We start from the raw sequence: 21252 nt of genomic DNA, 5'->3' as shown, positions 1-21252 counted from the left end.
CAGACGCGCGTTCAGCGTACGGAGGCTGGTTGGCCCAGCCAACGGCAAACCGGCCCGCAAGGGGCCGTTTGCCAGATCCGTGCTACTGACATGGAACTCGCTCGCTTACTCGTACGAGAAGATGCTGCCGAGCTTGTCCATGCGCTCGAGCGCCATGCCCGAGCCGCGCACGACGCACGTCAGCGGGTCTTCGGCGACGAGCACCGGCAGGCCGGTTTCTTCGGCGAGCAGACGGTCCAGATCGCGCAGCAGCGCGCCACCGCCGGTGAGCATCATGCCGCGCTCGGCGATGTCCGCGCCAAGTTCCGGCGGCGTTTGTTCGAGCGCGATCTTCACCGACGACACGATCTGGTTCAGCGGATCGGTCAGTGCTTCGAGGATTTCGTTGCTGGAGATGGTGAAGCTGCGCGGAATGCCTTCCGACAGATTGCGGCCCTTCACTTCCATTTCCTTGACTTCCGAACCCGGGAAGGCCGAGCCGATTTCTTTCTTGATAGCTTCGGCGGTTTGCTCGCCGATCAGCATGCCGTAGTTGCGGCGGATGTAGTTGACGATGGCTTCGTCGAACTTGTCGCCGCCCACGCGCACCGAGCCTTTGTACACGATGCCGCCGAGCGAGATCACGCCGACTTCGGTGGTGCCGCCGCCGATGTCCACGACCATGGAACCCGTGGCTTCCGACACCGGCAAGCCGGCGCCGATCGCGGCAGCCATGGGTTCTTCAATCAGATAGACCTGCGAAGCGCCCGCGCCGTGAGCGGCTTCCTTGATGGCGCGGCGCTCGACCTGCGTCGAACCGCACGGCACGCAAATGATGATGCGCGGCGACGGCGAGAACATGCGCGATTCGTGAGCAGTTTTGATGAACTGCTTGATCATCTGCTCCGTCACCGTGAAGTCGGCGATCACGCCGTCTTTCATGGGGCGGATGGCTTCGATGTTGCCCGGCACCTTGCCAAGCATCTGCTTGGCTTCCTTGCCGACTGCCTGAATGGTTTTCTTGCCGTTGGGGCCGCCTTCCTGGCGGATCGAGACCACCGACGGTTCATCAAGAACGATGCCCTTGCCACGCATGTAGATGAGCGTGTTGGCGGTGCCGAGGTCAATCGCCAGATCGTTGGAGAAGTAGCTGCGCAGAAAACCGAACATTCAAAATCCTGTCTCGCTTGGGGCCGGCCCTCGCAACGTTGCGCAGGGCGGCAGCGGAAAAAAATAACAGCTTCAACCGGGCGAAGCGGCGCCACAGGAACTTGAAGCTGCGAGGGAGTCTACCGGAGGCCGGTGCAAAGCCAGGCCAGAAATATCCGAACTCTCTTTACGAATTGTCCAGAAAGGCCTTGGTAAGTCGGTCCGGGTTTGGGTCGAACGCGTAATGATACCTTATAATTTTGGATGTTTTGAAGGAAACGGACGGCACTTTTTGCCGCCGCTGACCCCTTTTTCGAGGTCTTCCTCCAGCGTCGTAACTCGCTGTCGCAGCGCTCTTTTTCGGCTGCGGCGGTCCGCCACTTTTTCCGGTGACTGCATGGCTTTGACCCTGACCGATGTTAAGCGCATCGCGCATCTCGCGCGGCTCGAACTGGCCGACGCCGACGCCGACCACACGCTTGTTCAACTCAACGACTTTTTTGGCCTCGTCGAGCAGATGCAGGCGGTCGACACCACGGGTATCGCACCGCTTGCCCATCCGATCGAGCAGATCGAAGACGTCGCGCTGCGCCTGCGCGACGACGCCGTGACCGAAACGGTCGAACGCGAAGCTTTCCAGCGTCCCGCGCCGGCCGTGCAGGACGGGCTGTATCTCGTGCCGAAGGTGATCGAGTAACGCGCGAACCCGCGCCGGGCGCGGCCTGCGACCAGCGGCCCGTGCCCGCCCGTGTCACTTTTAGCAGGATTCCTCGGCCCGGTTTGCCGGCGGGCAACCGAATGCCTCCACGGCAGCGCGATCCGCTGCCGCGCTCTTCAGGATAAAACGCAATGCATGAAAAAAGCTTGACCGAACTGCGCGCCGCATTGGCGGCCAAGGAATGCTCCGCTGTCGAGCTGGCGCAGCTCTATCTGAAGCGGATCGACGCGGCCACAAGCCTCAACGCGTTCATCCAGGTCGATCCCGATCTGACGCTCGCGCAGGCGAAAGCCGCAGACGCGCTGCTTCACGCGGGCCACGGCGGTCCGCTGACCGGCGTGCCGATCGCGCATAAAGACGTGTTCGTCACCAAGGGCTGGCGCTCCACAGCCGGCTCGAAAATGCTGTCGAACTATGAGAGTCCGTTCGACGCCACGGTGGTCGAGCGTCTGCAGAACGCCGGCATGGTCTGCGTGGGCAAGACCAACATGGACGAGTTCGCGATGGGCTCATCCAACGAAAATTCGTATTTCGGGCCGGTGCAAAACCCGTGGGATCGTCAGGCAGTGCCGGGCGGTTCGTCGGGCGGTTCCGCAGCGGTTGTCGCCGCGCGCCTCGCGCCTGCCGCGACAGGAACCGATACGGGCGGCTCGATCCGTCAGCCGGCGTCGTTCTCGGGCATCACCGGCATCAAGCCGACGTACGGCCGCGTGTCGCGCTACGGCATGATCGCGTTCGCGTCCTCGCTGGATCAGGGCGGTCCGATGGCGCAAAGCGCCGCCGACTGCGCGACGCTGCTCAACGCCATGGCTGGCTTCGACGAACGCGACTCCACGAGCCTCGTGCGCGACGACGAAGACTACACGCGCTACCTCGGCCAGCCGTGGAAAGAAGGCGACGCCAGCAAGCCGCTCGCCGGCCTGCGCATCGGCCTGCCGAAAGAGTACTTCGGCGCGGGTCTCGCCGACGACGTGCGCGCGTCCATCGACGCCGCCTTGAAGCAATACGAAGCGCTCGGCGCCACGCTCGTCGAGGTGTCGCTGCCCAAAACCGAGCTGTCGATTCCGGTCTACTACGTGATCGCGCCCGCGGAGGCTTCGTCGAACCTGTCGCGTTTCGACGGCGTGCGCTTCGGCCATCGCGCCGCGGAATATCGCGATCTGCTCGACATGTACAAGAAGTCGCGCGCCGAAGGTTTCGGGCCGGAAGTGAAGCGCCGCATCATGGTCGGCGCCTACGTGCTGTCGCACGGGTACTACGACGCGTACTACCTGCAAGCGCAAAAAATCCGACGCATCATTGCGCAGGATTTCCAGCAAGCGTTCAAACAATGTGACGTGATCATGGGACCGGTCGCGCCATCGGTGGCGTGGGATCTGGGCGCAAAGGGCGACGATCCGGTGCAGATGTATCTCGCCGACATCTACACGCTGTCGGTGAGCCTCGCCGGTTTGCCGGGCATGAGCGTGCCGTGCGGTTTCGGCGCGGGCGCGAATGCGCAGCGTCCGGTGGGTTTGCAGATCATCGGCAATTATTTCAATGAAGCCCGGATGCTGCAGGTGGCCGACGCGTTCCAGCGCGCGACCGACTGGCACCGCAAAGCACCGGCAGGAGTGTGAGCACCATGACCAAGCAATGGGAAGTCGTGATCGGTCTGGAGACCCACGCGCAGCTATCCACGCAATCGAAAATTTTCTCCGGCGCACCCACGCAATTCGGCGCCGCGCCGAACACGCAGGCGTGCCCCGTCGATCTGGCCTTGCCGGGCACCTTGCCGGTCATGAACCGTGGCGCTGTGGAGCGCGCGATCCAGTTCGGTCTCTCAATCGGCGCGACAGTCGCACCGCGCAGCATTTTCGCGCGCAAGAACTACTTTTACCCCGATCTGCCGAAGGGTTATCAGATCAGCCAGTACGAGATTCCTGTCGTGCAGGGCGGTCAGGTGACGATCCAGGTGCCGGCCAACGAAAAGGCGGGCAAGCAAGCGTATTCGAAGGTCGTCAACCTCACGCGCGCTCACCTCGAGGAAGACGCGGGCAAGTCGCTGCACGAAGACTTCGCGGGCATGACCGGCATCGACCTGAACCGCGCGGGCACGCCGCTGCTCGAAATCGTCACCGAGCCGGAAATGCGCAGCGCGGCCGAAGCGGTGGCATACGCCAAGACGCTGCACACGCTCGTCACGTGGCTCGGCATTTGCGACGGCAACATGCAGGAAGGCTCGTTCCGTTGCGACGCGAACGTGTCGGTGCGTCCGGTCGGCCAGGCGGAATTCGGCACGCGCGCCGAAATCAAGAACCTGAACTCGTTCCGCTTCCTCGAAGAAGCGATCCAGTACGAAGTGCGCCGTCAGATCGAGCTGATCGAAGACGGCGGCACGGTGGTGCAGGAAACGCGTCTGTACGATCCGGACAAGCGTGAAACGCGCTCCATGCGCAGCAAGGAAGACGCGCACGATTACCGCTATTTCCCCGACCCCGATCTGATGCCGCTCGTGATCGACGCGGCATGGGTGGAGCGCGTGAAAGCCGGACTGCCCGAACTGCCGGAAGCGATCCAGCAACGCTTTGTGTCGCAATACGGCCTGACGCCGTACGACGCGAACGTGCTGACGTCGAGCAAGGCGACGGCCGCGTACTACGAAGCGGTCGTCGGCAAGCTGGGCGAGGCCAACGCGAAGGTCGCGGCGAACTGGATCATGGGCGAGGTGTCGTCGCAACTGAATCGCGAAGGGCTGGAGATCGACGCTTCGCCAGTGTCGTCCGCGCAACTCGCCTTGCTGTTGCAGCGCATTGCCGACGGCACCATCTCGAACAAGATCGCGAAGGAAATTTTCCTCGCCATCTGGGAAGAGAAGGCCACGGACGAAGCCGCCGCCGACCGCATCATCGAAGCGAAGGGTTTAAAGCAGATTTCGGATACCGGCGCGCTGGAAGCGATCATCGACGAAGTGCTGGCGGCGAACCAGAAGTCCGTCGAGGAATTCCGCGCAGGCAAGGAAAAAGCGTTCAACGCGCTGATCGGCCAGGCGATGAAAGCGACCAAAGGCAAGGCCAATCCGGCGCAGGTCAACGAACTGCTGAAGAAGAAGCTGTCCTGAATGAACGCCTGATTGAAATGCGGTTGAACCGATACGGCTGACGCGTTCGCGCCTTGGCCACTGCGGGCTGTTGCCGGAAACGAAAGTGGGGGCAACGGCCCGTTTCATTTGCGGGCGCGCACTGGCGAAGCCCTGAATGCAGATCACGGAGTGTGTGGATGGCGAAACAACCCGATCTCGACGATTTTCGCGTGCCGTATTTCGACGGCAAGAAGAAAAACAAATTCTCTCTCGACGATTTCGACCCGGCTGCGAAGCCTTTTTCCTCGGGTTCGAAGGACGCCGACCGCGAGCGGCTCGCCGGGATTGGCGTGAAGCTCGACGTCTTCCAGGAACGCTTGCACGCGCAGCGCAAATGTCGCGTGTTGCTGGTGCTGCAAGGCATGGACACGAGCGGCAAGGACGGCACGATCCGCGCCGTGTTTCACGAAGTGGACCCGCTCGGTTTGCGCATTGCGCCGTTCAAGGCGCCGACGCCCGACGAACTCGCGCACGATTTCCTCTGGCGCGTGCATTCGCAAGCGCCTGCCGCCGGCGAGCTGACAATCTTCAACCGCAGTCATTACGAAGATTTGCTGGTGCCGACGGTGCTCGGCCACATCGATTCAGACGCATTCGACATGCGTTGCCGGCACATTCGCCAGTTCGAGGAGCTGCTCGCTGACAGCGACACGGCAATCGTCAAGTGCATGCTGCACATTTCGAAAGGCGAGCAGCGCTCGCGCCTACAAGCGCGTATCGACGATCCGACAAAACACTGGAAATTCGACCTCTCCGATCTCGACGCGCGCAAGCAGTGGGACGCGTATCAGGCCGTCTATCGCGACGCGCTCGCCGCGACGTCCACCGAGTACGCGCCGTGGTACGTGATTCCCGCCGACTCGAAAACGCATCGCAATGTGATGGTCGCCGAGTTGTTGTTGCGTACTTTCGAAAAGCTGAAGCTCGAATATCCACCGGCCAAGGAATCGCTGAAAGGCGTCAAGGTCGAATGAGCTTTTTTGCTCCTGACGCTTTCCGGAACCCGTCTAGCAAACGAATCGAAGATAAAGGAACGACATGTTGCGTGTGATTACCGCCAACCTGAACGGCATCCGTTCAGCGGCAAAAAAGGGATTTTTCGAATGGTTCGGCGGCCAGGATGCCGACGTGCTGTGCGTGCAGGAAATCAAATGCTCGCAAGACGACATGACGCCGGAATTCCTCGCGCCGCACGACTTCACCGGCTATTTCCAGCACGCCGTGAAGAAAGGCTATAGCGGCGCGGGCGTGTACACGCGTCACGAGCCGGACGAAGTGGTGATCGGCTTCGGCAGCGAGGAGTTCGATCCCGAAGGGCGTTACGTCGAGTTGCGTTTCGGCAAGCTGTCGGTCGTGTCGGTGTATGTGCCGTCGGGGTCGAGCGGCGAAGAGCGCCAGCAGGCCAAATACCGTTTCATGGACGAGTTCATGCCGCATCTCGCGGAACTCGCGCGCGAACGCGAGGTGATCGTGTGCGGCGACGTGAACATTGTGCACAAGGAAATCGACATCAAGAACTGGAAGAGCAACCAGAAGAACTCAGGTTGCCTGCCGGAAGAGCGCGCGTGGCTGACCAGTCTGTTCGACGAAGTCGGTTACGTCGACGTGTTCCGCACGCTCGATCAGCGGCCCGAGCAATACACGTGGTGGAGCAATCGCGGCCAGGCGTACGCGAAGAACGTGGGGTGGCGGATCGATTATCAGATCGCGACGCCGGGCATCGCGGGCAAGGCGAAACGGACCGACGTGTTTCGCGATATCAAGTTCAGCGATCACGCGCCGCTGACGGTCGACTACGACCACAACGTGAAGAAGTGAGCCGGCGTTCCGCTCTTTGAACCGCCTTTAGTCCCGCGCCATTTTCCGGCGCGGGCGTCCCATGCCGGCATAGTCCGGCAGGTCATCCACCGTTTTGCCGAGGGCCTTCGCATAAAGCAGCAGCATATCCGGCAAGCGCTTGATGATGTCCTGCCGGCGCGCCGGCGTGTACGGATGCACGTAGATGAAGCCCTGATCGCGATTGCCGCGTGTGGTTTGCGCGAGCTTGTCCCACAGCGTGACGGCCGCGCGCGGATCGAAGCCGGCGCGAGACGCAATGTCGCTGCCGATCACATCGGCTTCGGTTTCGTCCGTGTTTTCGTACTTCATTTCGAGCAGGCGCGAACCGATGCCGAGCGGCGCCGCGCCGAGATCGGCAAGACCGAATAGCTGCGGAATCGTGCCCGACGAATCGAGCTGGCTCGCCTGCAACTGGCCGAGCCGCTCGCGCGCATGTTCGCGCAGCGCGTGCGCGATCTCGTGGCCGATCAGCATGCCCAGTTCGTCGTCGTTCAGACGCGCGCGGTCGAGCAGACCGCCATACACGACGATCTTGCCGCCCGGCAGGCAATAAATGCGAATGTCAGGCGAGCGCACCACCGCGACCTCCCACTTCCAGCCCCGCGCGCGCTCGTTCCACTTGAGCGAATAGGGCACCATCTTGTCGACGATCGAGCGCACGCGCGTGACGTGCGCGTCGGTGTCGGCGTACAGCCGGTTCGCGTGCTCCGCGCCGTACGCGATCTGGTTGAATTCTTCGGCGGCTTGCGCCTCGAGCATCGGCGACGGAATCAGGTTGCGGAACACCAGATAGCCGCCGTAACGCAACTGGTTGTTCGGACTGTATGCAGCCGACGCGGGCGGGGTGGGCGCCGCTGCCGACGCGGCGGCCGACGGCCTGGCCGCGCCGGCGGCCGACGAGGTCGCGGCCGCTGGGGCGGAGACGGCGCTTTCGGCGCTCGCCGCTGCCGACTTTGCTGCTGGCGCCGGCGCGGGTTGAGACGTGACCGGCGCGCCCGGCGCCGCGCTCGTGCTCGAACCCCAACCCGCCGCCGCATAGGCGGGCAACGGCGTGCCCGCAGCCACGAGGCTCGCGCAGCCCATGCTGAGCGCGACATGCAGCGCGCGCTGCTTCATCAGGAGAGACGCCTTCACGAGCGGATTCTCCACGGCGCGATGCGCAACAGGAGCAGCATGCCGGGCAAGGCCAGCGCGGTGCAGACAATGAAGTAGTCGAACCAGCCGATTCTCGCGACGACATAGCCGCTCGCCGCCGAAGCCAGCGTGCGCGGCACCGAAGCGAGGCTCGTGAAGAGCGCGAACTGCGTGGCCGTGTAACGCGGATCGGTCGTGCTCGCGATGTACGCGGTGAAAGCCGCCAGCGTGAGTCCGGTGGAGAACGTCTCGAAACCGTAGACGAGCGCGAGCGCCACGGAGCGCGGCTCCAGTGCGACTGACCAGTCGATGCCCACCAGCGCGAGCAGTTTCGTCGTGCCTTCGCTCAGCGCGACCGCGATGTCGTAAATCACCGTCAAGCCCGGCGAGCTTGGCCCGAGATGCGCGAGCCACGCGAAGCCGAGCGTCGAGACCATTTGCAGCGCGCCGAAAATCCACAGGCCGCGGCCGATGCCGATTTTCATCAGCCAGATGCCGCCGACAATCCCGCCCGCGAGACTCGCGCCGAATGCCGTGGTCTTCGCGATCACGCCGATCTGCGTGCGCGAAAATCCAATGTCGAGGAAGAACGACGTGGACAACGTGGTCGCCATCGTGTCGCCGAGCTTGTACAAAAAGATGAAGCCGAGCACGAACAGCGCGCCGCGCCAGCCGTCGCGCAGCAGGAATTCGCGGAACGGTTCGACGATGGCTTCGCGCAGATTTTTCGGCGGCGTGCCGTGCACTTCGGGTTCGCGCACGACGAGCGTCATCAGAATGCCCGGCAGCATGAACGCGCCGGTCACCATGAAAACGATGGTCCACGGCAAATGATCCGACAGAATCAGCGCAAGCGATCCGGGCACCAGCGCCGCGATCTTGTAGGCGTTCACATGCACGGCATTGCCGAGACCTTGCTGGGTGTCGCTCAGCAGCTCACGGCGGTAGGCGTCGATGGAAATGTCCTGGCTTGCGCCAAAAAACGCGACGAGCGCTGTCAGTGCCGCGACCGTCCAGATCGAGTCGCGCGGCGACACGAAGCCGAGCGTGGCAATTGCGCCCCCGACGAGGATTTGCGTGACGAGCATCCAGCCGCGCCGTCTGCCTGGACGCCAGCCCGGCACGCGCGGGACGTAGCGGTCCATCAGCGGCGCCCAGATGAATTTCCAGGTGTACGGAAACTGGATCAGCGCAAAGAGACCGATTTCCTTCAGATTGACGCCTTCGGAGCGTAACCAGGCCTGCACCAGATAGACGAGCGTGAACAGCGGCAGTCCCGACGTAAAGCCGAGAAAGACGCAGATCAGCATGCGCGAATTCAAAAACGCGCGGCAGCCGGGATGTTCTTCGTGAGCGGTAAGTGCAGGCGCCTCGTGCGGCGGGTTCGACATGTGGATAACTTGCGTTAGCTTTTCTTGACGCGATAGACCGCAAGACTACCACGCCAGTTCACGCCCCACCGTATGGTCTGGCCGTCGTGCAAGACGACACGGTCGAGAATCTCGATGCCGACTTCCGGCGCGAGCGCCTCGAAATCCTTGATGGTCAGCACGCGCACGTTAGGCGTGTTGTGCCATTGATAAGGCAGCGACTTCGACACCGGCATGCGTCCTTGCAGCACCGAGAGCCGGTGCGCCCAGTAGCCGAAATTCGGAAACGAAACGATGCATTCGCGGCCCACGCGCACCGTCTCGCGCAGGATCGCGGCGGTCTGATGAATGGTTTGCAGCGTCTGCGACAGAACCGCGAAATCGAAGCTGCCGTCTTCGAAAAGGCGCAGCCCGTCTTCCAGATTTTGCTGGATCACGTTGACGCCGTTTTGCGTCGCGGCCAGCACGCCGGCGTCGTTGATCTCGATGCCGTAGCCCTGCACGTCCAGTTCCTCGGTGAGCAGCGACAGCAGCGAGCCGTCGCCGCAACCGAGATCCAGCACCGTGGCGCGCGGTTCGACCCAGCGGGCGATCGCGCGGAAATCCGGGCGCAGCGCCAGATAATCGAGTGCTCGCTGGTTCATGCGTTCACCTCGTTCGCAATACGTTCGTAGTAGGCGCGCATCAGGTTGTGATAGCGCGCGTCGTCGAGCAGGAAGGCGTCGTGGCCGTGCGGCGCGTCGATTTCCGCGTACGTGACGGTGCGCTTGTGGTCGAGCAGCGCCTTCACGAGTTCGCGCGAGCGCGCAGGCGCGAATCGCCAGTCGGTTGTGAAGCTCGCAATCAGATATTTCGCCGTGGTGTGTGCGACGGCCGCTGTCAGATCGCCGTCGAAGGCTTTCGCGGGATCGAAGTAATCGAGCGCGCGCGTGATCAGCAGATACGTGTTGGCGTCGAAGTAGTCGGCGAACTTGTCGCCCTGGTAGCGCAGGTAAGACTCCACCTCGAACTCGACGTCGAAGTTGAAGTTGTACGCGTCGAGCGCGCCTTCCGCGCGGCGCAGCGAGCGGCCGAATTTCTCGGCCATGTCGTCGTCCGAGAGATACGTAATGTGGCCGATCATGCGCGCGACCCGCAAGCCGCGCTTCGGCTTCACGTTATGCGCGTAGTAGTTGCCGCCGTGAAAGTCCGGGTCCGACAGAATCGCCGAGCGCGCGACCTCGTTGAACGCGATGTTTTGCGCCGACAGCTTCGGCGTGGACGCCACCACGATGCAATGCGCGACGCGCTCCGGATACATCATGCTCCAAGCGAGTGCCTGCATGCCGCCGAGGCTGCCGCCCATCACCGCCGCGAAACGCGTGATGCCGAACTGATCGGCGACGCGTGCCTGGGCGTTGACCCAGTCTTCCACCGTCACGACGGGAAACGTCGCGCCGTACGGATTGCCGGTGGCCGGATCGATGCTCATCGGCCCGGTCGAGCCGAAGCACGACCCCAGATTGTTCACGCCGATCACGAAGAACCGGTTGGTGTCGAGCGGCTTGCCGGGGCCGACCATGTTGTCCCACCAGCCGATGTCCTTCGGATTGTCCGCATAGACGCCCGCGACGTGGTGCGACGCGTTCAGCGCGTGGCACACCAGCACGGCATTGCTGCGCGCGGCGTTGAGCGTGCCGTACGTCTCGACCATCAGGTCGTAGCCGGCCAGCGAGCTGCCGTTTTGCAGACGCAACGGCTCGGTGAAATGCATTGTGTGTGGAGCGACGATACCGATCGATTCCATTCATTCCGCCATTTGACAAATACAGGGCGGCTAGACGGCGTCGGCAAAGCACGGAGAAAGAACTTGTGCGCGGCTGACGACCTCTTTAGCCGCATTTATAGTGAACCGTGGAAATGTTCCACTGGTTCGCGCGCCCGCAATCGAGTCAGCAAATCGGCGCGTAATACGTGGTGAGTGTGTTCTGGAGCGCGGCGCCCGGAAGTTGTAACGTGTCGGGAAGAGCCGCGGTCAGGCGCAAAGTATAGCGGAAAAATCCGCGCGGCAACGTCTGGCCGTCCGGCAGACGCGGCTGCTTCCAGCGGACTACTGAAGGATCACTCTGAGCTGCGAGTCGGCCTGTTCCGCAGGCAGACGGACAAAGCCGCTGCGTACGAAGCGATGCCAGCGGCCGATCACATAGCTCAACAGCAGGCTTGCTCTCACGGCGGGATCGTAGTCCGCGGGGACCGGCACCGGCGTCTCGGCATTCGCCGCAGCCAGCCGCAGACATTGCTTCAGCGACGCCTCGACGCGCTCAAGCATCTGATTGACACGACTGGTTAGCCGCTCATGCTCGCCGACCAGCGCCTCACACGTCAACACGCGCGTCATGCCAGGATTTTTCGCGGAGAAATTCAGCAGCATCAGCGCGATTGCGCGCGCTTGCAGCACACCGTTGCTTTCCTTTTCGACGATCTGATTGATCAGGCCGAAAATGGCGTGCTCGATGAACTCGATTAGTCCTTCGAACATTTGCGCCTTGCTCGCGAAATGACGATACAGCGCGGCTTCCGATACGCCGAGCCGCGCGGCCAGCGCCGCCGTGGTGATCTTTTCGCTCCTGGGCGCTTCGAGCATGGCCGCGAGCGTCTGCAGGATGTGCACGCGGCGCTCGCCGGGCTTCAGACGCTGCGCGCGCGGGACCGCTGGTGCGGCGGGTTCGTGGTCGGCTACGGCTTCGTCCGGCTTGTCGATCGGCTGCATGGCTGTCGTCCCGTCTGCTGGCGCTTCCATCGGACCGAGCGGGTGCTCAGTCGTAGCGATTTTAACGAACGAATGCTGCGATCGACATAATGCGGCCGGCCCGTGCCGGGCAGCCGCGTGGGCACGCCGTCCGCATGCGGTTTGCGCGGCAGATGGCCGGTGATCCACACCGTGCGGATGCCGAGCCGCCGGTAGTTTTTCAGGTGCGAGCGCGTGTCTTCGACGAGCACCACGTCTTTCAGCGACACATGAGCGTCGCGCATGGCCTTGCGCAACATGGCGTGGTCCGGCTTGGCGCGCCACAGGTGCCTGTCGCGCATATGCTCGATGGCGATCACCTGCTCGAACAGCCGCTCGATGCGCAGTTGCGCGAGCACCGCGCGCGCATACGCTTCGGGCGCGTTGGTCAGCACGATCTTGCGGCCCGGCAGCGCGGCGACGAGACGCGCAACGCCGCGCTCGTGGCGGATCATCGAGCCGAGATCGGGAAACGTGTGAACGACCTTGAGGAAGTCGTTTGCGTCGAACGGATGATGGCGCGTAAGTCCCAGCAGCGCCGCGCCGTAGCGCTGCGTGTAGCCGGTGCGCAGACGGTTGGCTTCGGCGAGTTCGACTTGCAGCGCATCGACGATGTACTGCGTCATCGCCTGATTGATCGCGGGGAAAATGGCGTGCGACGCGTGGTGCAGCGTATTGTCGAGATCGAACAGCCAGACCGGGCGGCCGCCCGCGATGTGCGGACGACGGCGCCGGGAAGTCGGAGTGCGCATGGTGCGGGAAAGCCGTTCAGACGCCGGTTGCAGCGGCCGGGCCGCCCGGCGCCGGGAGAAGCCGTATGGCCGGCGCGGCGGCTACATGAGACGCGCCAAGGCGGCGCGCTCTTTGTGCCGGGTTTGAGACGGGAATCAATGCGAGCGGATCATCGTGCCGAACGGCTGTTCGGTGAGAATTTCGAGCAGCACCGAATGCTCGATACGACCGTCGATGATGTGCACCGAGCGCACGCCGCTCTTGGCCGCATCCAGCGCTGACGAGATTTTCGGCAGCATGCCACCGGAGATCGTGCCGTCGGCGAAAAGACCGTCGATTTCGCGCGCCGACAGGTCCGTCAGCAGATTGCCTTCCTTGTCCATCACGCCGGGGATGTTCGTCATCATGACGAGCTTTTCGGCGTTCAGCACGACCGCCAGCTTGCCCGCGACGAGGTCGGCGTTGATGTTGTACGACAGGCCGTCTTCGCCGAAACCGATTGGCGAAATGACCGGAATGAACGCGTCGTCCTGCAGCGCTTTCACGACGGCCGGATTGATTGCCTCGACTTCGCCCACCTGGCCGATGTCGACGTATTGACCGGGATTGTCGCGGTCCGGCATCAGCATCTTGCGGGCGTGGATCAGGCCGCCGTCCTTGCCGGTCAGACCGACTGCGTGACCGCCGAAATGGTTGATCAACGTGACGATGTCCTGCTGCACTTCACCGCCGAGCACCCATTCGACGACTTCCATCGTCTCTTCGTCGGTGACGCGCATGCCTTGAATGAACGTGCCCTGTTTGCCGACCTTTTTCAGTGCCTGGTCGATTTGCGGACCGCCGCCGTGCACGATGACCGGATTGATGCCGACAAGTTTCAGCAGAATCACGTCGCGCGCGAAGCCTTGCTTCAGCCGCTCCTCCGTCATGGCGTTGCCGCCGTATTTGATGACCACGGTCTTACCGTGATACTGGCGAATGTAAGGCAGCGCCTCGGCCAGAATTTCAGCCTTCAGGGTGGGCGCAATCTGCGAAAGGTCGGGAAGCTCGGACATGGCGGCAGGCTCGGGCACGGACAGTTAAAACAGGGCGAATTGTACAGGACTGGCGCGCTGCACCAGGGTTTTCGACACGCTCGCGGGCGGCGTGCAACGCTTGCTTTCCGCGCTGCGCAATCGCGGCGTGCAGCGCCAGCCGACGGTCAAGCGTAGCGCGCTCGCCGGGCAGCTGTGAACTAGCCGAACGGACGACTCACGGTAGGACGCAAGCCGTGGCATTATTTATTCGTCGATGCCCCGCGAGACTGCCCGCCTGTCATGAAACCGTCCGCCTCCCGCCCACAAGGCAGTGCGCGCTGCCCGCGCTGCGGCAATGCGTTCGATTGCGCGATGCATGGAAAGCCGTTCGACTGCTGGTGCCGCGAGATGCCGGCTGTGCCGCGCGACCGGCTCGACCCGGCGGGGCGCTGCCTGTGTCCTGAGTGTCTTGCCGCGGAGATCGCAAAAGCAGTGCAGACGGAGCCGGGCGCCGAATTGCGGTGAGCGCCGTCCGGCCTTGCCTGGCTAATGCCGCTGTCAGCCCGCGCCGTGCCGCTCGGCCAGCGCGCTCAGATCGCGTGCGACGGCCTCCAGTGGCGGCTCCCATTCGCCGAATCTCGGCTGCCGGTACAGCGTCGCGCTGGGATACCACGGGCTGTCGGTCCGGTCGGTCAACCAGACCCAGTGCGGATTGACGTCGAGCAGCACCCAGGTGCGCTGACCGAGCGCGCCGCTCAGATGCGCCGCCGAGGTGCACACCGTGACGACAAGGTCGAGCGCGCCGACGAACGCGGCGGTGTCGTCGAAAGTCGCGAATTCCGCCGTGTAGTCGGTGATCGGCAGGCCGGCTGCCCGTGCCGCGCTCACGTCCGCGCCCGCGCCAGGTTGCAGCGAGTAGAACGCCACGTTGCGCATACCGCCGAAATGCTCCGCGTAGCGCTCCCAGCCGACGCGCCGGAACGGATTGCGTTGATGCCCCTCGCTGCCGGTCCAGGCGAGTCCGACCTTTAACCGCGATTCGCCGGCAAGCCGTTGCTCCCAGCGCTTTACGGCGGCGGGGGCCCAGTGCAGGTATGGCGAGGTGGCGGGAATCGTCGCCTCGCGCGTGCCGAAGACGAGTGGCAGGCTCAGCAATGGAATCTCGAATTCGAACGGCACAAGCGCTTCCACGCCGCCGCCCGCGGAGTAGTCGTCCACGTGAGCGCCCAGACTGCGCGCGAGCAATGCGCCCATTTGCGGGAACGAGTTCCACGCAAGGCGACCGCCTTCGCGATGCACGCGTTCGGCGAGCATCGGAATATAGCGGCTGAACTGCAACACATCGCCCATGCCTTGCTCACCCCACACGAGCAATGTTTTGCCGATGAGCGGCTCGCCTTTCCAGGTCGGAGCGGGCATGGCGGGACGGCTGCCGCGCAATTCCGTGGAACCCGCCCAACGCGCTTCGTGCGACTGCCAGCCGTTTGCGTAATCGCCGCGCGTCAGTTGCAGCATGGCGAGGTTCGAACGCATGCAGGCGTCGGTGGGTGCCAATGCGCAAGCCGTTTGCGCGGCTGCCGTGGCGTCGTCCCAGCGTTGCGCTTCGCGGAGTGCCAGCGCATAGTTGTTGTGGGCCAGCGGGCTAAGCGGCGCGCAGTGAACAGCACGTTCACCGGCTTCGAGCGCGCGGGGCAAATCCCTGTTTTTGCGACAGGCGCTTGCGAGATTGATCCACGCGTTGGCCTCGCCGGGGTCGTGCTGGAGTGCCTGTTCGAGAAGCTCGATCTGCTCGCCCAAGCCGCACTCGGTCAACGCAAGCGCGCCGGCCAGGTTGCAGCGTAACGACGGCAATGCCGGGGCCACTTCAAGCGCGCGGCGATATGGGCCGATGGCTTCACCGTGCCGGTTCGCCATCTGTAGCGTGTAGCCAAGACGGAAATGCGCGTGCGCGTTGCCGTGGTCGAGTTGCGCAATAATGGCGGCCAGCTCGATCGCATCGCCGTGACGCTGCTGATCGATCAATGTATGGACGAGCGCGGCGAGCGATTTGTCGTCGAGCGGATGGAGCTGGGCGGCGGCACGCAGCGATTGCGTTTCTGACTGCGCCGCGCCGCGCTCACGGGCTGCGGCAGCATGCCGCATAAAGTTAAGGAAAGCTGACGAGATGTCAGAGGTCACCATGAATAATTGCTGCTGCAAGTCCGGGCACAACGATCCGGCCATGCGCGTTGTCAAAAATATGCATGGTATCGCCACACGCCGGCGAGATGATTCGGACGCTTCCGAACAGGTAAACTGAAGTCATGCATCGTATAACCAATACCGGCCGCGTCAATCTCGGCCATCTGTTCTGGCTGCGCAGCCTCGCGATCATCGGGCAGCTACTCACCATTGCCGCTGTGCAGATCTTTTTCGGCGTGCACTTGCCGCTGCCGGCCATGCTGCTCGTTATCGCGCTCGAAGTGATGTTCAACGCGCTCACGTGGTGGCGCGTCGCGCAGCAGCGGCCGGAATCGAACATGGAATTGTTCGGTCAGATCTGGGTCGATCTCGGCGCGTTGTCGGCGCTGCTGTTTCTGTCCGGCGGCACGACCAATCCGTTTGTTTCGCTGTACCTGCCATCGCTCGCCATTGCCGCCGCCGTGTTGCCCTGGCAGCTCATGGCGTGGCTCGCCGCGTTCGCCGTGGCCTGTTACGCCGTGCTCGGGTTCGATTCGGTGCCGCTGAATCTCGACAACCCCGCGAATCTGTTCGACTACTACCGCGCCGGCATGTGGGTCAACTTCATGGTGAGTGTCGGCCTGATCGCGTGGTTCGTCGCGCGTATGTCGGGAGCCCTGCGGCTACGTGACGCAGCGCTTGGAGAGGCGCAGCAGCGCTTGCTTCACGACGAACGCGCGGTCGCGCTCGGTGTCCAGGCGGCCACTGTCGCTCACGAAATCGGCACGCCGCTGTCTACAATTGCGATGTTGTCCGAAGAACTGCGCGATGCGGCGCGCACCGACAAAGGGCTCGCGCCGTACAGCGCCGATCTCGAATTGCTCGAACGACAAATGGGCTTGTGCACGTCGGCGCTCGCCAGGTTGCGTAGCCGCGCCTCGACCAGCACGAATCGTCAGCCGGTGGACGAGTGGCTCGAATCGTTCGCCGAGCAGTGGCGCTTGCGTCATCCGCATGTGAAGTTCGAGCGCGTCGGCGTGCCGCCCGCGGATGTCAGTCTTGACGACACCGTCGCCGTGAGCCAGATTCTGACGATTCTGCTCGACAACGCCGCGCGTGCAAGCCGCAATCACGTCACGCTGTCGTGCACGTTGGCGGCGCGTGGCGCGCAGATCGAATTCGAAGTGTGCGATGCAGGCCCCGGCATTCCGGCCGCGTTGCGCGGCTCGCTTGGGGCTATGCCGGTGGAGAGCACGCAAGGCGGCCACGGCGTCGGGCTGTATCTGGCTTTTTCGGCGGCGGCGCGTCTGAAGGGATCGATTGAATTGACCGACGTCAGTGCGATCAAGCCGCGCGGCACGCGCGCTCTTTTGCGGTTGCCGCTCACCGAGCGCAAAATTTCCGGCACGGACCGTCAGGGCGCCGCGCCATCCAACACGGAGAAACAGGCATGAGCGAAATGAATTTTCTGGTGATCGACGACGACGAGGTGTTCTCCGGCATCCTCGCGCGCGGTCTGACGCGGCGCGGCTACACGGTGAGCGAAGCCCATAACGCGGACGAGGCGATCAAGCTGGCCAACCAGCAGAAATTCAGCCAGATCACAGTGGACCTGCATCTCGGCAACGACTCCGGTCTCACGCTCGTCGCGCCGTTGCGCGACTTGCAACCCGACGCGCGGATGCTGGTGCTGACCGGCTACGCGAGCATCGCGACGGCTGTGCAAGCGGTGAAAGACGGCGCCGACAACTATCTGGCGAAGCCCGCGAATGTGGAAACGATTCTCTCGGCGCTGCAAAGCGAGGCGAGCGCATTGCAGGCGGAAGAGGCGATCGAGCATCCCACGCCGCTGTCGGTCGCGCGTCTCGAATGGGAGCATATTCAACGCGTGCTGGCCGAGCATGGCGGCAATATCTCGGCCACCGCGCGCGCGTTGAACATGCATCGGCGGACATTGCAGCGCAAACTCGCCAAGCGTCCGGTCAAACAGTAAGCACGGCTTTGCAACTGAGCATCGCGGAAAAGAAAACGGGCTGCCCTTTTAAAGGCAGCCCGTTTTTTTGCATTGCTTTTTGTTTTACATCACAGCACGTAGCGTGACAGGTCTTCGTCTTCCGCGACTTCGTTCAGCGCGCGATCCACATACGCCGCATCGATCTGCACTGTGTTACCCGAATGATTGCCGGCGAAGAACGAGACTTCCTCCAGCAGTTTTTCGATGACCGTATAAAGGCGCCGCGCGCCGATATTTTCAGTCTTTTCGTTCACCGAATAAGCGATCTCGGCCAGGCGGCGAATGCCGTCGTCGGCGAATTCGAGGTGCACGTCTTCGGTTGCGAGCAATGCCTGATATTGCTTCACGAGGCTCGCGTCGGTCGAGACCAGAATCGATTCGAAGTCGTTCACCGAAAGCGAGTCCAGCTCGACGCGAATCGGAAAGCGCCCTTGCAGTTCCGGAATCAGATCGCTCGGCTTGGCGAGGTGAAACGCGCCGCTCGCAATGAACAGAATGTGATCCGTCTTCACCATGCCGTATTTGGTGTTGATCGTGGTGCCTTCCACGAGCGGCAGCAGATCGCGCTGCACGCCTTGACGGGACACTTCGCCGCCGCCGGCTTCATTGCGCGACGCGATCTTGTCGATTTCGTCGAGGAACACAATGCCGTTCTGTTCGACGTTCTGCACGGCCTTGGTTTTCACCTCTTCGTCGTTCAGCATCTTGCCGGCTTCTTCGTCGGTGAGCACCTTCAGCGCTTCTTTCACCTTCATCTTGCGGCGCGTTTTCTTGCCGCCGCCGATGTTGGCGAACATCGAACGAATCTGCTCGGTCATGTCTTCCATGCCCGGCGGCCCCATGATGTCCATGCCGACTTGCGGCTGTTCGACGTCGAGTTCGATTTCCTTGTCGTCCAGCGCGCCTTCGCGCAGACGCTTGCGAAAAGTCTGACGCGTAGTGCTGCCTTCGTCGGCGGTATCCGCGGTGCTGGAACTCGAACCAAAACCGACCGGGCGCGCGCTCGGCAGCAGGATGTCGAGAATGCGGTCTTCGGCCTGATCTTCAGCCTTGGTCCGCACTTTGCGCATTTCGGATTCGCGCGTTTGCTTGACCGAGATTTCGATCAGATCGCGCACGATGCTGTCGACGTCGCGGCCCACGTAGCCCACTTCGGTGAACTTGGTGGCTTCGATCTTGATGAACGGCGCGTCGGCGAGCTTGGCGAGCCGCCGCGCGATTTCGGTCTTGCCGACGCCGGTCGGTCCGATCATCAGAATGTTTTTCGGCGTGATTTCCTGACGCAGCGGTTCTTCGACCTGCTGACGACGCCAGCGATTGCGCAGCGCGACGGCCACGGCCTTTTTCGCGCGACCTTGGCCGATGATGTGTTTGTCGAGTTCGGAGACGATCTCCGCGGGGGTCATTGTGCTCATCGTGTGTCCTTACTCGATCGTCTCGATAACGCGGTTATGGTTCGTGTAGATGCACATGTCGCCGGCAATTTCCAGCGACTTCTCCACGATTTCGCGGGGCGACAACTGCGTGTTGTCGGCGAGCGCCTTGGCGGCCGCCTGCGCATACGCGCCGCCCGAACCGATCGCGCAAATGCCGCCTTCGGGATCGAGCACGTCGCCGTTACCGGTGATGACGAGCGTGGTGGTGGCGTCCGCCGTGATCAGCATGGCTTCAAGACGGCGCAGCATACGGTCCGTGCGCCAGTCTTTCGCGAGTTCGACTGCGGCGCGCGTGAGGTTGCCCTGATGCTTTTCGAGCTTCGCTTCGAAGCGGTCGAGCAGCGAAAAGGCGTCGGCCGTGCCGCCGGCGAAGCCGACCAGCACCTTGCCGTTGTAAATGCGCCGGACCTTCTTCGCACCGCCTTTCATGACGATGTTGCCGAGCGTCACCTGGCCGTCGCCGCCGAGCGCGACCTTGTCGCCGCGGCGCACGGAGACGATCGTCGTGCCGTGAAATTGCTCCATATGCGTTCCTCTTTGCAAAGCGGGTAGGACGCGGCAGCGCGATGCACTACCGCATGAATCCTGGAAAGCGGACGGCGCGCGACGCGAAAGCGGACCGCCTCGCGCGCTCGTGCAGCGCATGTCGGAATTATTTTAGGGCGCGCGCGGGCATATCAAGAGCCGGCAAAAGTCATAAGGCAAAAAGAAAAAAGGCGCACGGATCACCGTGCGCCTCTCGACGAAGCAGCGTTTGTGGGCGCGGCGCCGAAGCCGCGCCGCCGGCGTTCAGTCGCCGAACAGCTTCTGGCGCAGTTCGCGGCGCTCCTGCGCCTCTAGCGACAGAGTGGCCGTGGGCCGCGCGAGCAGACGCGGAATGCCGATCGGCTCTCCGGTTTCTTCGCACCAGCCGTAGTCGCCAGAGTCGATGCGCGCGAGCGATTGCTGCACCTTTTTCAGCAGCTTGCGCTCGCGGTCGCGCGTGCGCAGCTCAAGTGCATGCTCTTCCTCGATCGTTGCGCGATCGGCCGGGTCCGGCACGATTACGGTCTCGCGCAGGTTCTCGGTCGTCTGGCCGGCATTGCGGAGAATTTCCGCCTGCAGCTGTTCGAGCTTGTTCTTGAAGAAAGCGAGCTGATCCTCATTCATGTAATCCTTGTCGCTCATCTTCAGGATTTCGGCTTCGGTCAAGAGTCGTTTCGTCGTCATCTGGCTTACTTCTTCAATGTGAGGCAAAACTCTTACATAGTGCCCGCACTTTCGTATTGCCCGCAAGGCGCCTCGGGGCGCTGAGCACAGGGCGGGCACGGACGATGGGCTGTCGTGACGCCAAAGCGCCAGGCGCCCACCTCGGGCGTCGCGACGCCAATGCGGGGCCGAACTCCTCTGGAAACCGATTCTCAAATGCTCCTGAGGTATTGCTCCCGGGCAACAGGCTTTATCAGGCTGCTGCGGCGGACATTGTCGGCGTGTTCCCCCGGATAAGATTTTCCGGCGCCGCGTCTGGCCCGGCGCGCAATAATAACCACCGCGCACTGACCGGGCAAATCGTTCTCATTCTCCAGTGGGCACGTATTGTAACTGAATCACAATCCGCCACCGCAACTGGTGGAAATCCCTCCACGGGGCACCGGTATCCCGAAAATATAACGCGCGCACGATTAAAAAGCGATGGTCGTGCACGCATTAATGCGGCAGGGTTTTCACGCGTTTTTCACCGGCGTGCGCCACCGCACATTTTGCGGCGGCCGCCCGGCCACCGCACCCTGCTTTTTTAACAGACGATTACAACGCAACCCAGGCCAGGACGTTGCTTA

General features: G+C 62.8%; 20 protein-coding genes. 8 read left to right on the top strand and 12 right to left on the bottom strand.

What is annotated here, in order from left to right; genetic code table 11:
* Positions 1–105: 105 nt before the first annotated feature.
* Positions 106–1149: a rod shape-determining protein gene (locus VOM14_RS25220; protein WP_004189550.1), complete on the bottom strand. Its 1044-nt coding sequence runs from the start codon at positions 1147–1149 to the stop codon at positions 106–108.
* A gap of 376 nt (positions 1150–1525) precedes the next feature.
* On the opposite strand from VOM14_RS25220, the gene gatC reads away from it, so the two are divergent.
* The 5 genes from gatC (at position 1526) to VOM14_RS25195 (ending at position 6785) form a co-directional block, all read left to right on the top strand.
* Positions 1526–1825 carry an Asp-tRNA(Asn)/Glu-tRNA(Gln) amidotransferase subunit GatC gene (gatC, locus tag VOM14_RS25215; RefSeq protein WP_327631480.1) on the top strand — a complete coding sequence of 100 codons (300 nt, stop codon included), beginning with the start codon at positions 1526–1528 and terminating at the stop codon, positions 1823–1825.
* A 152-nt stretch (positions 1826–1977) separates the two neighbouring features.
* On the top strand, positions 1978–3465 hold the full coding sequence (gatA, locus tag VOM14_RS25210; protein ID WP_327631479.1) for an Asp-tRNA(Asn)/Glu-tRNA(Gln) amidotransferase subunit GatA: 1488 nt from the start codon (positions 1978–1980) through the stop codon (positions 3463–3465).
* 5 nt (positions 3466–3470) lie between these two features.
* Positions 3471–4946, top strand: a complete 1476-nt coding sequence (gatB, locus tag VOM14_RS25205; protein ID WP_327631478.1) for an Asp-tRNA(Asn)/Glu-tRNA(Gln) amidotransferase subunit GatB — start codon at positions 3471–3473, stop codon at positions 4944–4946.
* Positions 4947–5104: 158 nt separating this feature from the next.
* A complete protein-coding gene (locus VOM14_RS25200; RefSeq protein WP_327631477.1) occupies positions 5105–5941 on the top strand; it encodes a PPK2 family polyphosphate kinase in 837 nt (278 codons plus the stop codon).
* A 64-nt stretch (positions 5942–6005) separates the two neighbouring features.
* Positions 6006–6785, top strand: a complete 780-nt coding sequence (locus VOM14_RS25195; protein WP_327631476.1) for an exodeoxyribonuclease III — start codon at positions 6006–6008, stop codon at positions 6783–6785.
* A gap of 27 nt (positions 6786–6812) precedes the next feature.
* Here the strand turns inward: VOM14_RS25195 and VOM14_RS25190 are convergent, their stop codons facing one another.
* From VOM14_RS25190 to argB, 7 genes are all read right to left on the bottom strand, one after another.
* Complete coding sequence (locus VOM14_RS25190; protein ID WP_442955585.1) at positions 6813–7922, bottom strand: M48 family metallopeptidase; 1110 nt, start codon at positions 7920–7922, stop codon at positions 6813–6815.
* A gap of 14 nt (positions 7923–7936) precedes the next feature.
* Positions 7937–9331 (bottom strand): AmpG family muropeptide MFS transporter, encoded by a 1395-nt coding sequence (locus VOM14_RS25185; protein WP_327631475.1) that lies wholly within the window; start codon positions 9329–9331, stop codon positions 7937–7939.
* 14 nt (positions 9332–9345) lie between these two features.
* Entirely contained in the window at positions 9346–9954 is a 609-nt protein-coding gene (metW, locus tag VOM14_RS25180; protein WP_327631474.1) for a methionine biosynthesis protein MetW, read from the bottom strand.
* Positions 9951–11096, bottom strand: a complete 1146-nt coding sequence (gene metX, locus VOM14_RS25175; RefSeq protein ID WP_327631473.1) for a homoserine O-succinyltransferase MetX — start codon at positions 11094–11096, stop codon at positions 9951–9953. The genes metW and metX overlap by 4 nt, the downstream gene beginning before the upstream one ends.
* 303 nt (positions 11097–11399) lie before the next feature.
* Positions 11400–12059 (bottom strand): nucleoid occlusion factor SlmA, encoded by a 660-nt coding sequence (gene slmA, locus VOM14_RS25170; RefSeq protein WP_327631472.1) that lies wholly within the window; start codon positions 12057–12059, stop codon positions 11400–11402.
* Positions 12026–12829, bottom strand: coding sequence for a pyrimidine 5'-nucleotidase (locus tag VOM14_RS25165; protein ID WP_327631471.1), 804 nt, complete (start codon positions 12827–12829; stop codon positions 12026–12028). The genes slmA and VOM14_RS25165 overlap by 34 nt, the downstream gene beginning before the upstream one ends.
* A gap of 135 nt (positions 12830–12964) precedes the next feature.
* On the bottom strand, positions 12965–13864 hold the full coding sequence (argB, locus tag VOM14_RS25160) for an acetylglutamate kinase (RefSeq protein ID WP_013337747.1): 900 nt from the start codon (positions 13862–13864) through the stop codon (positions 12965–12967).
* A 261-nt stretch (positions 13865–14125) separates the two neighbouring features.
* Here argB and VOM14_RS25155 point away from each other — a divergent pair, with 261 nt between their 5' ends.
* Positions 14126–14350 (top strand): cysteine-rich CWC family protein, encoded by a 225-nt coding sequence (locus VOM14_RS25155; protein ID WP_327631470.1) that lies wholly within the window; start codon positions 14126–14128, stop codon positions 14348–14350.
* Positions 14351–14383: 33 nt separating this feature from the next.
* On the opposite strand, the gene VOM14_RS25150 is transcribed toward VOM14_RS25155, so the two are convergent.
* Positions 14384–16006: a tetratricopeptide repeat protein gene (locus tag VOM14_RS25150; RefSeq protein WP_327631469.1), complete on the bottom strand. Its 1623-nt coding sequence runs from the start codon at positions 16004–16006 to the stop codon at positions 14384–14386.
* A gap of 122 nt (positions 16007–16128) precedes the next feature.
* Between VOM14_RS25150 and VOM14_RS25145 the strand changes: the two genes are divergently transcribed.
* Positions 16129–17439: an ATP-binding protein gene (locus VOM14_RS25145; protein WP_327631468.1), complete on the top strand. Its 1311-nt coding sequence runs from the start codon at positions 16129–16131 to the stop codon at positions 17437–17439.
* A complete protein-coding gene (locus VOM14_RS25140) occupies positions 17436–17978 on the top strand; it encodes a response regulator transcription factor (protein ID WP_007179684.1) in 543 nt (180 codons plus the stop codon). The genes VOM14_RS25145 and VOM14_RS25140 overlap by 4 nt, the downstream gene beginning before the upstream one ends.
* A gap of 89 nt (positions 17979–18067) precedes the next feature.
* Here the strand turns inward: VOM14_RS25140 and hslU are convergent, their stop codons facing one another.
* The 3 genes from hslU to dksA form a co-directional block, all read right to left on the bottom strand.
* Positions 18068–19414, bottom strand: coding sequence for an ATP-dependent protease ATPase subunit HslU (gene hslU / locus VOM14_RS25135; protein WP_327631467.1), 1347 nt, complete (start codon positions 19412–19414; stop codon positions 18068–18070).
* Between the two features lie 9 nt (positions 19415–19423).
* On the bottom strand, positions 19424–19960 hold the full coding sequence (gene hslV / locus VOM14_RS25130) for an ATP-dependent protease subunit HslV (RefSeq protein WP_015001390.1): 537 nt from the start codon (positions 19958–19960) through the stop codon (positions 19424–19426).
* Between the two features lie 264 nt (positions 19961–20224).
* A complete protein-coding gene (gene dksA, locus VOM14_RS25125) occupies positions 20225–20644 on the bottom strand; it encodes an RNA polymerase-binding protein DksA (protein WP_006050516.1) in 420 nt (139 codons plus the stop codon).
* Between the last annotated feature and the right edge of the window lie 608 nt (positions 20645–21252).

Source organism: Paraburkholderia sp. MPAMCS5, assembly GCF_036016995.1.
GTDB lineage: Bacteria > Pseudomonadota > Gammaproteobacteria > Burkholderiales > Burkholderiaceae > Paraburkholderia.
This window is presented reverse-complemented; position numbering and strand designations above follow the sequence as displayed.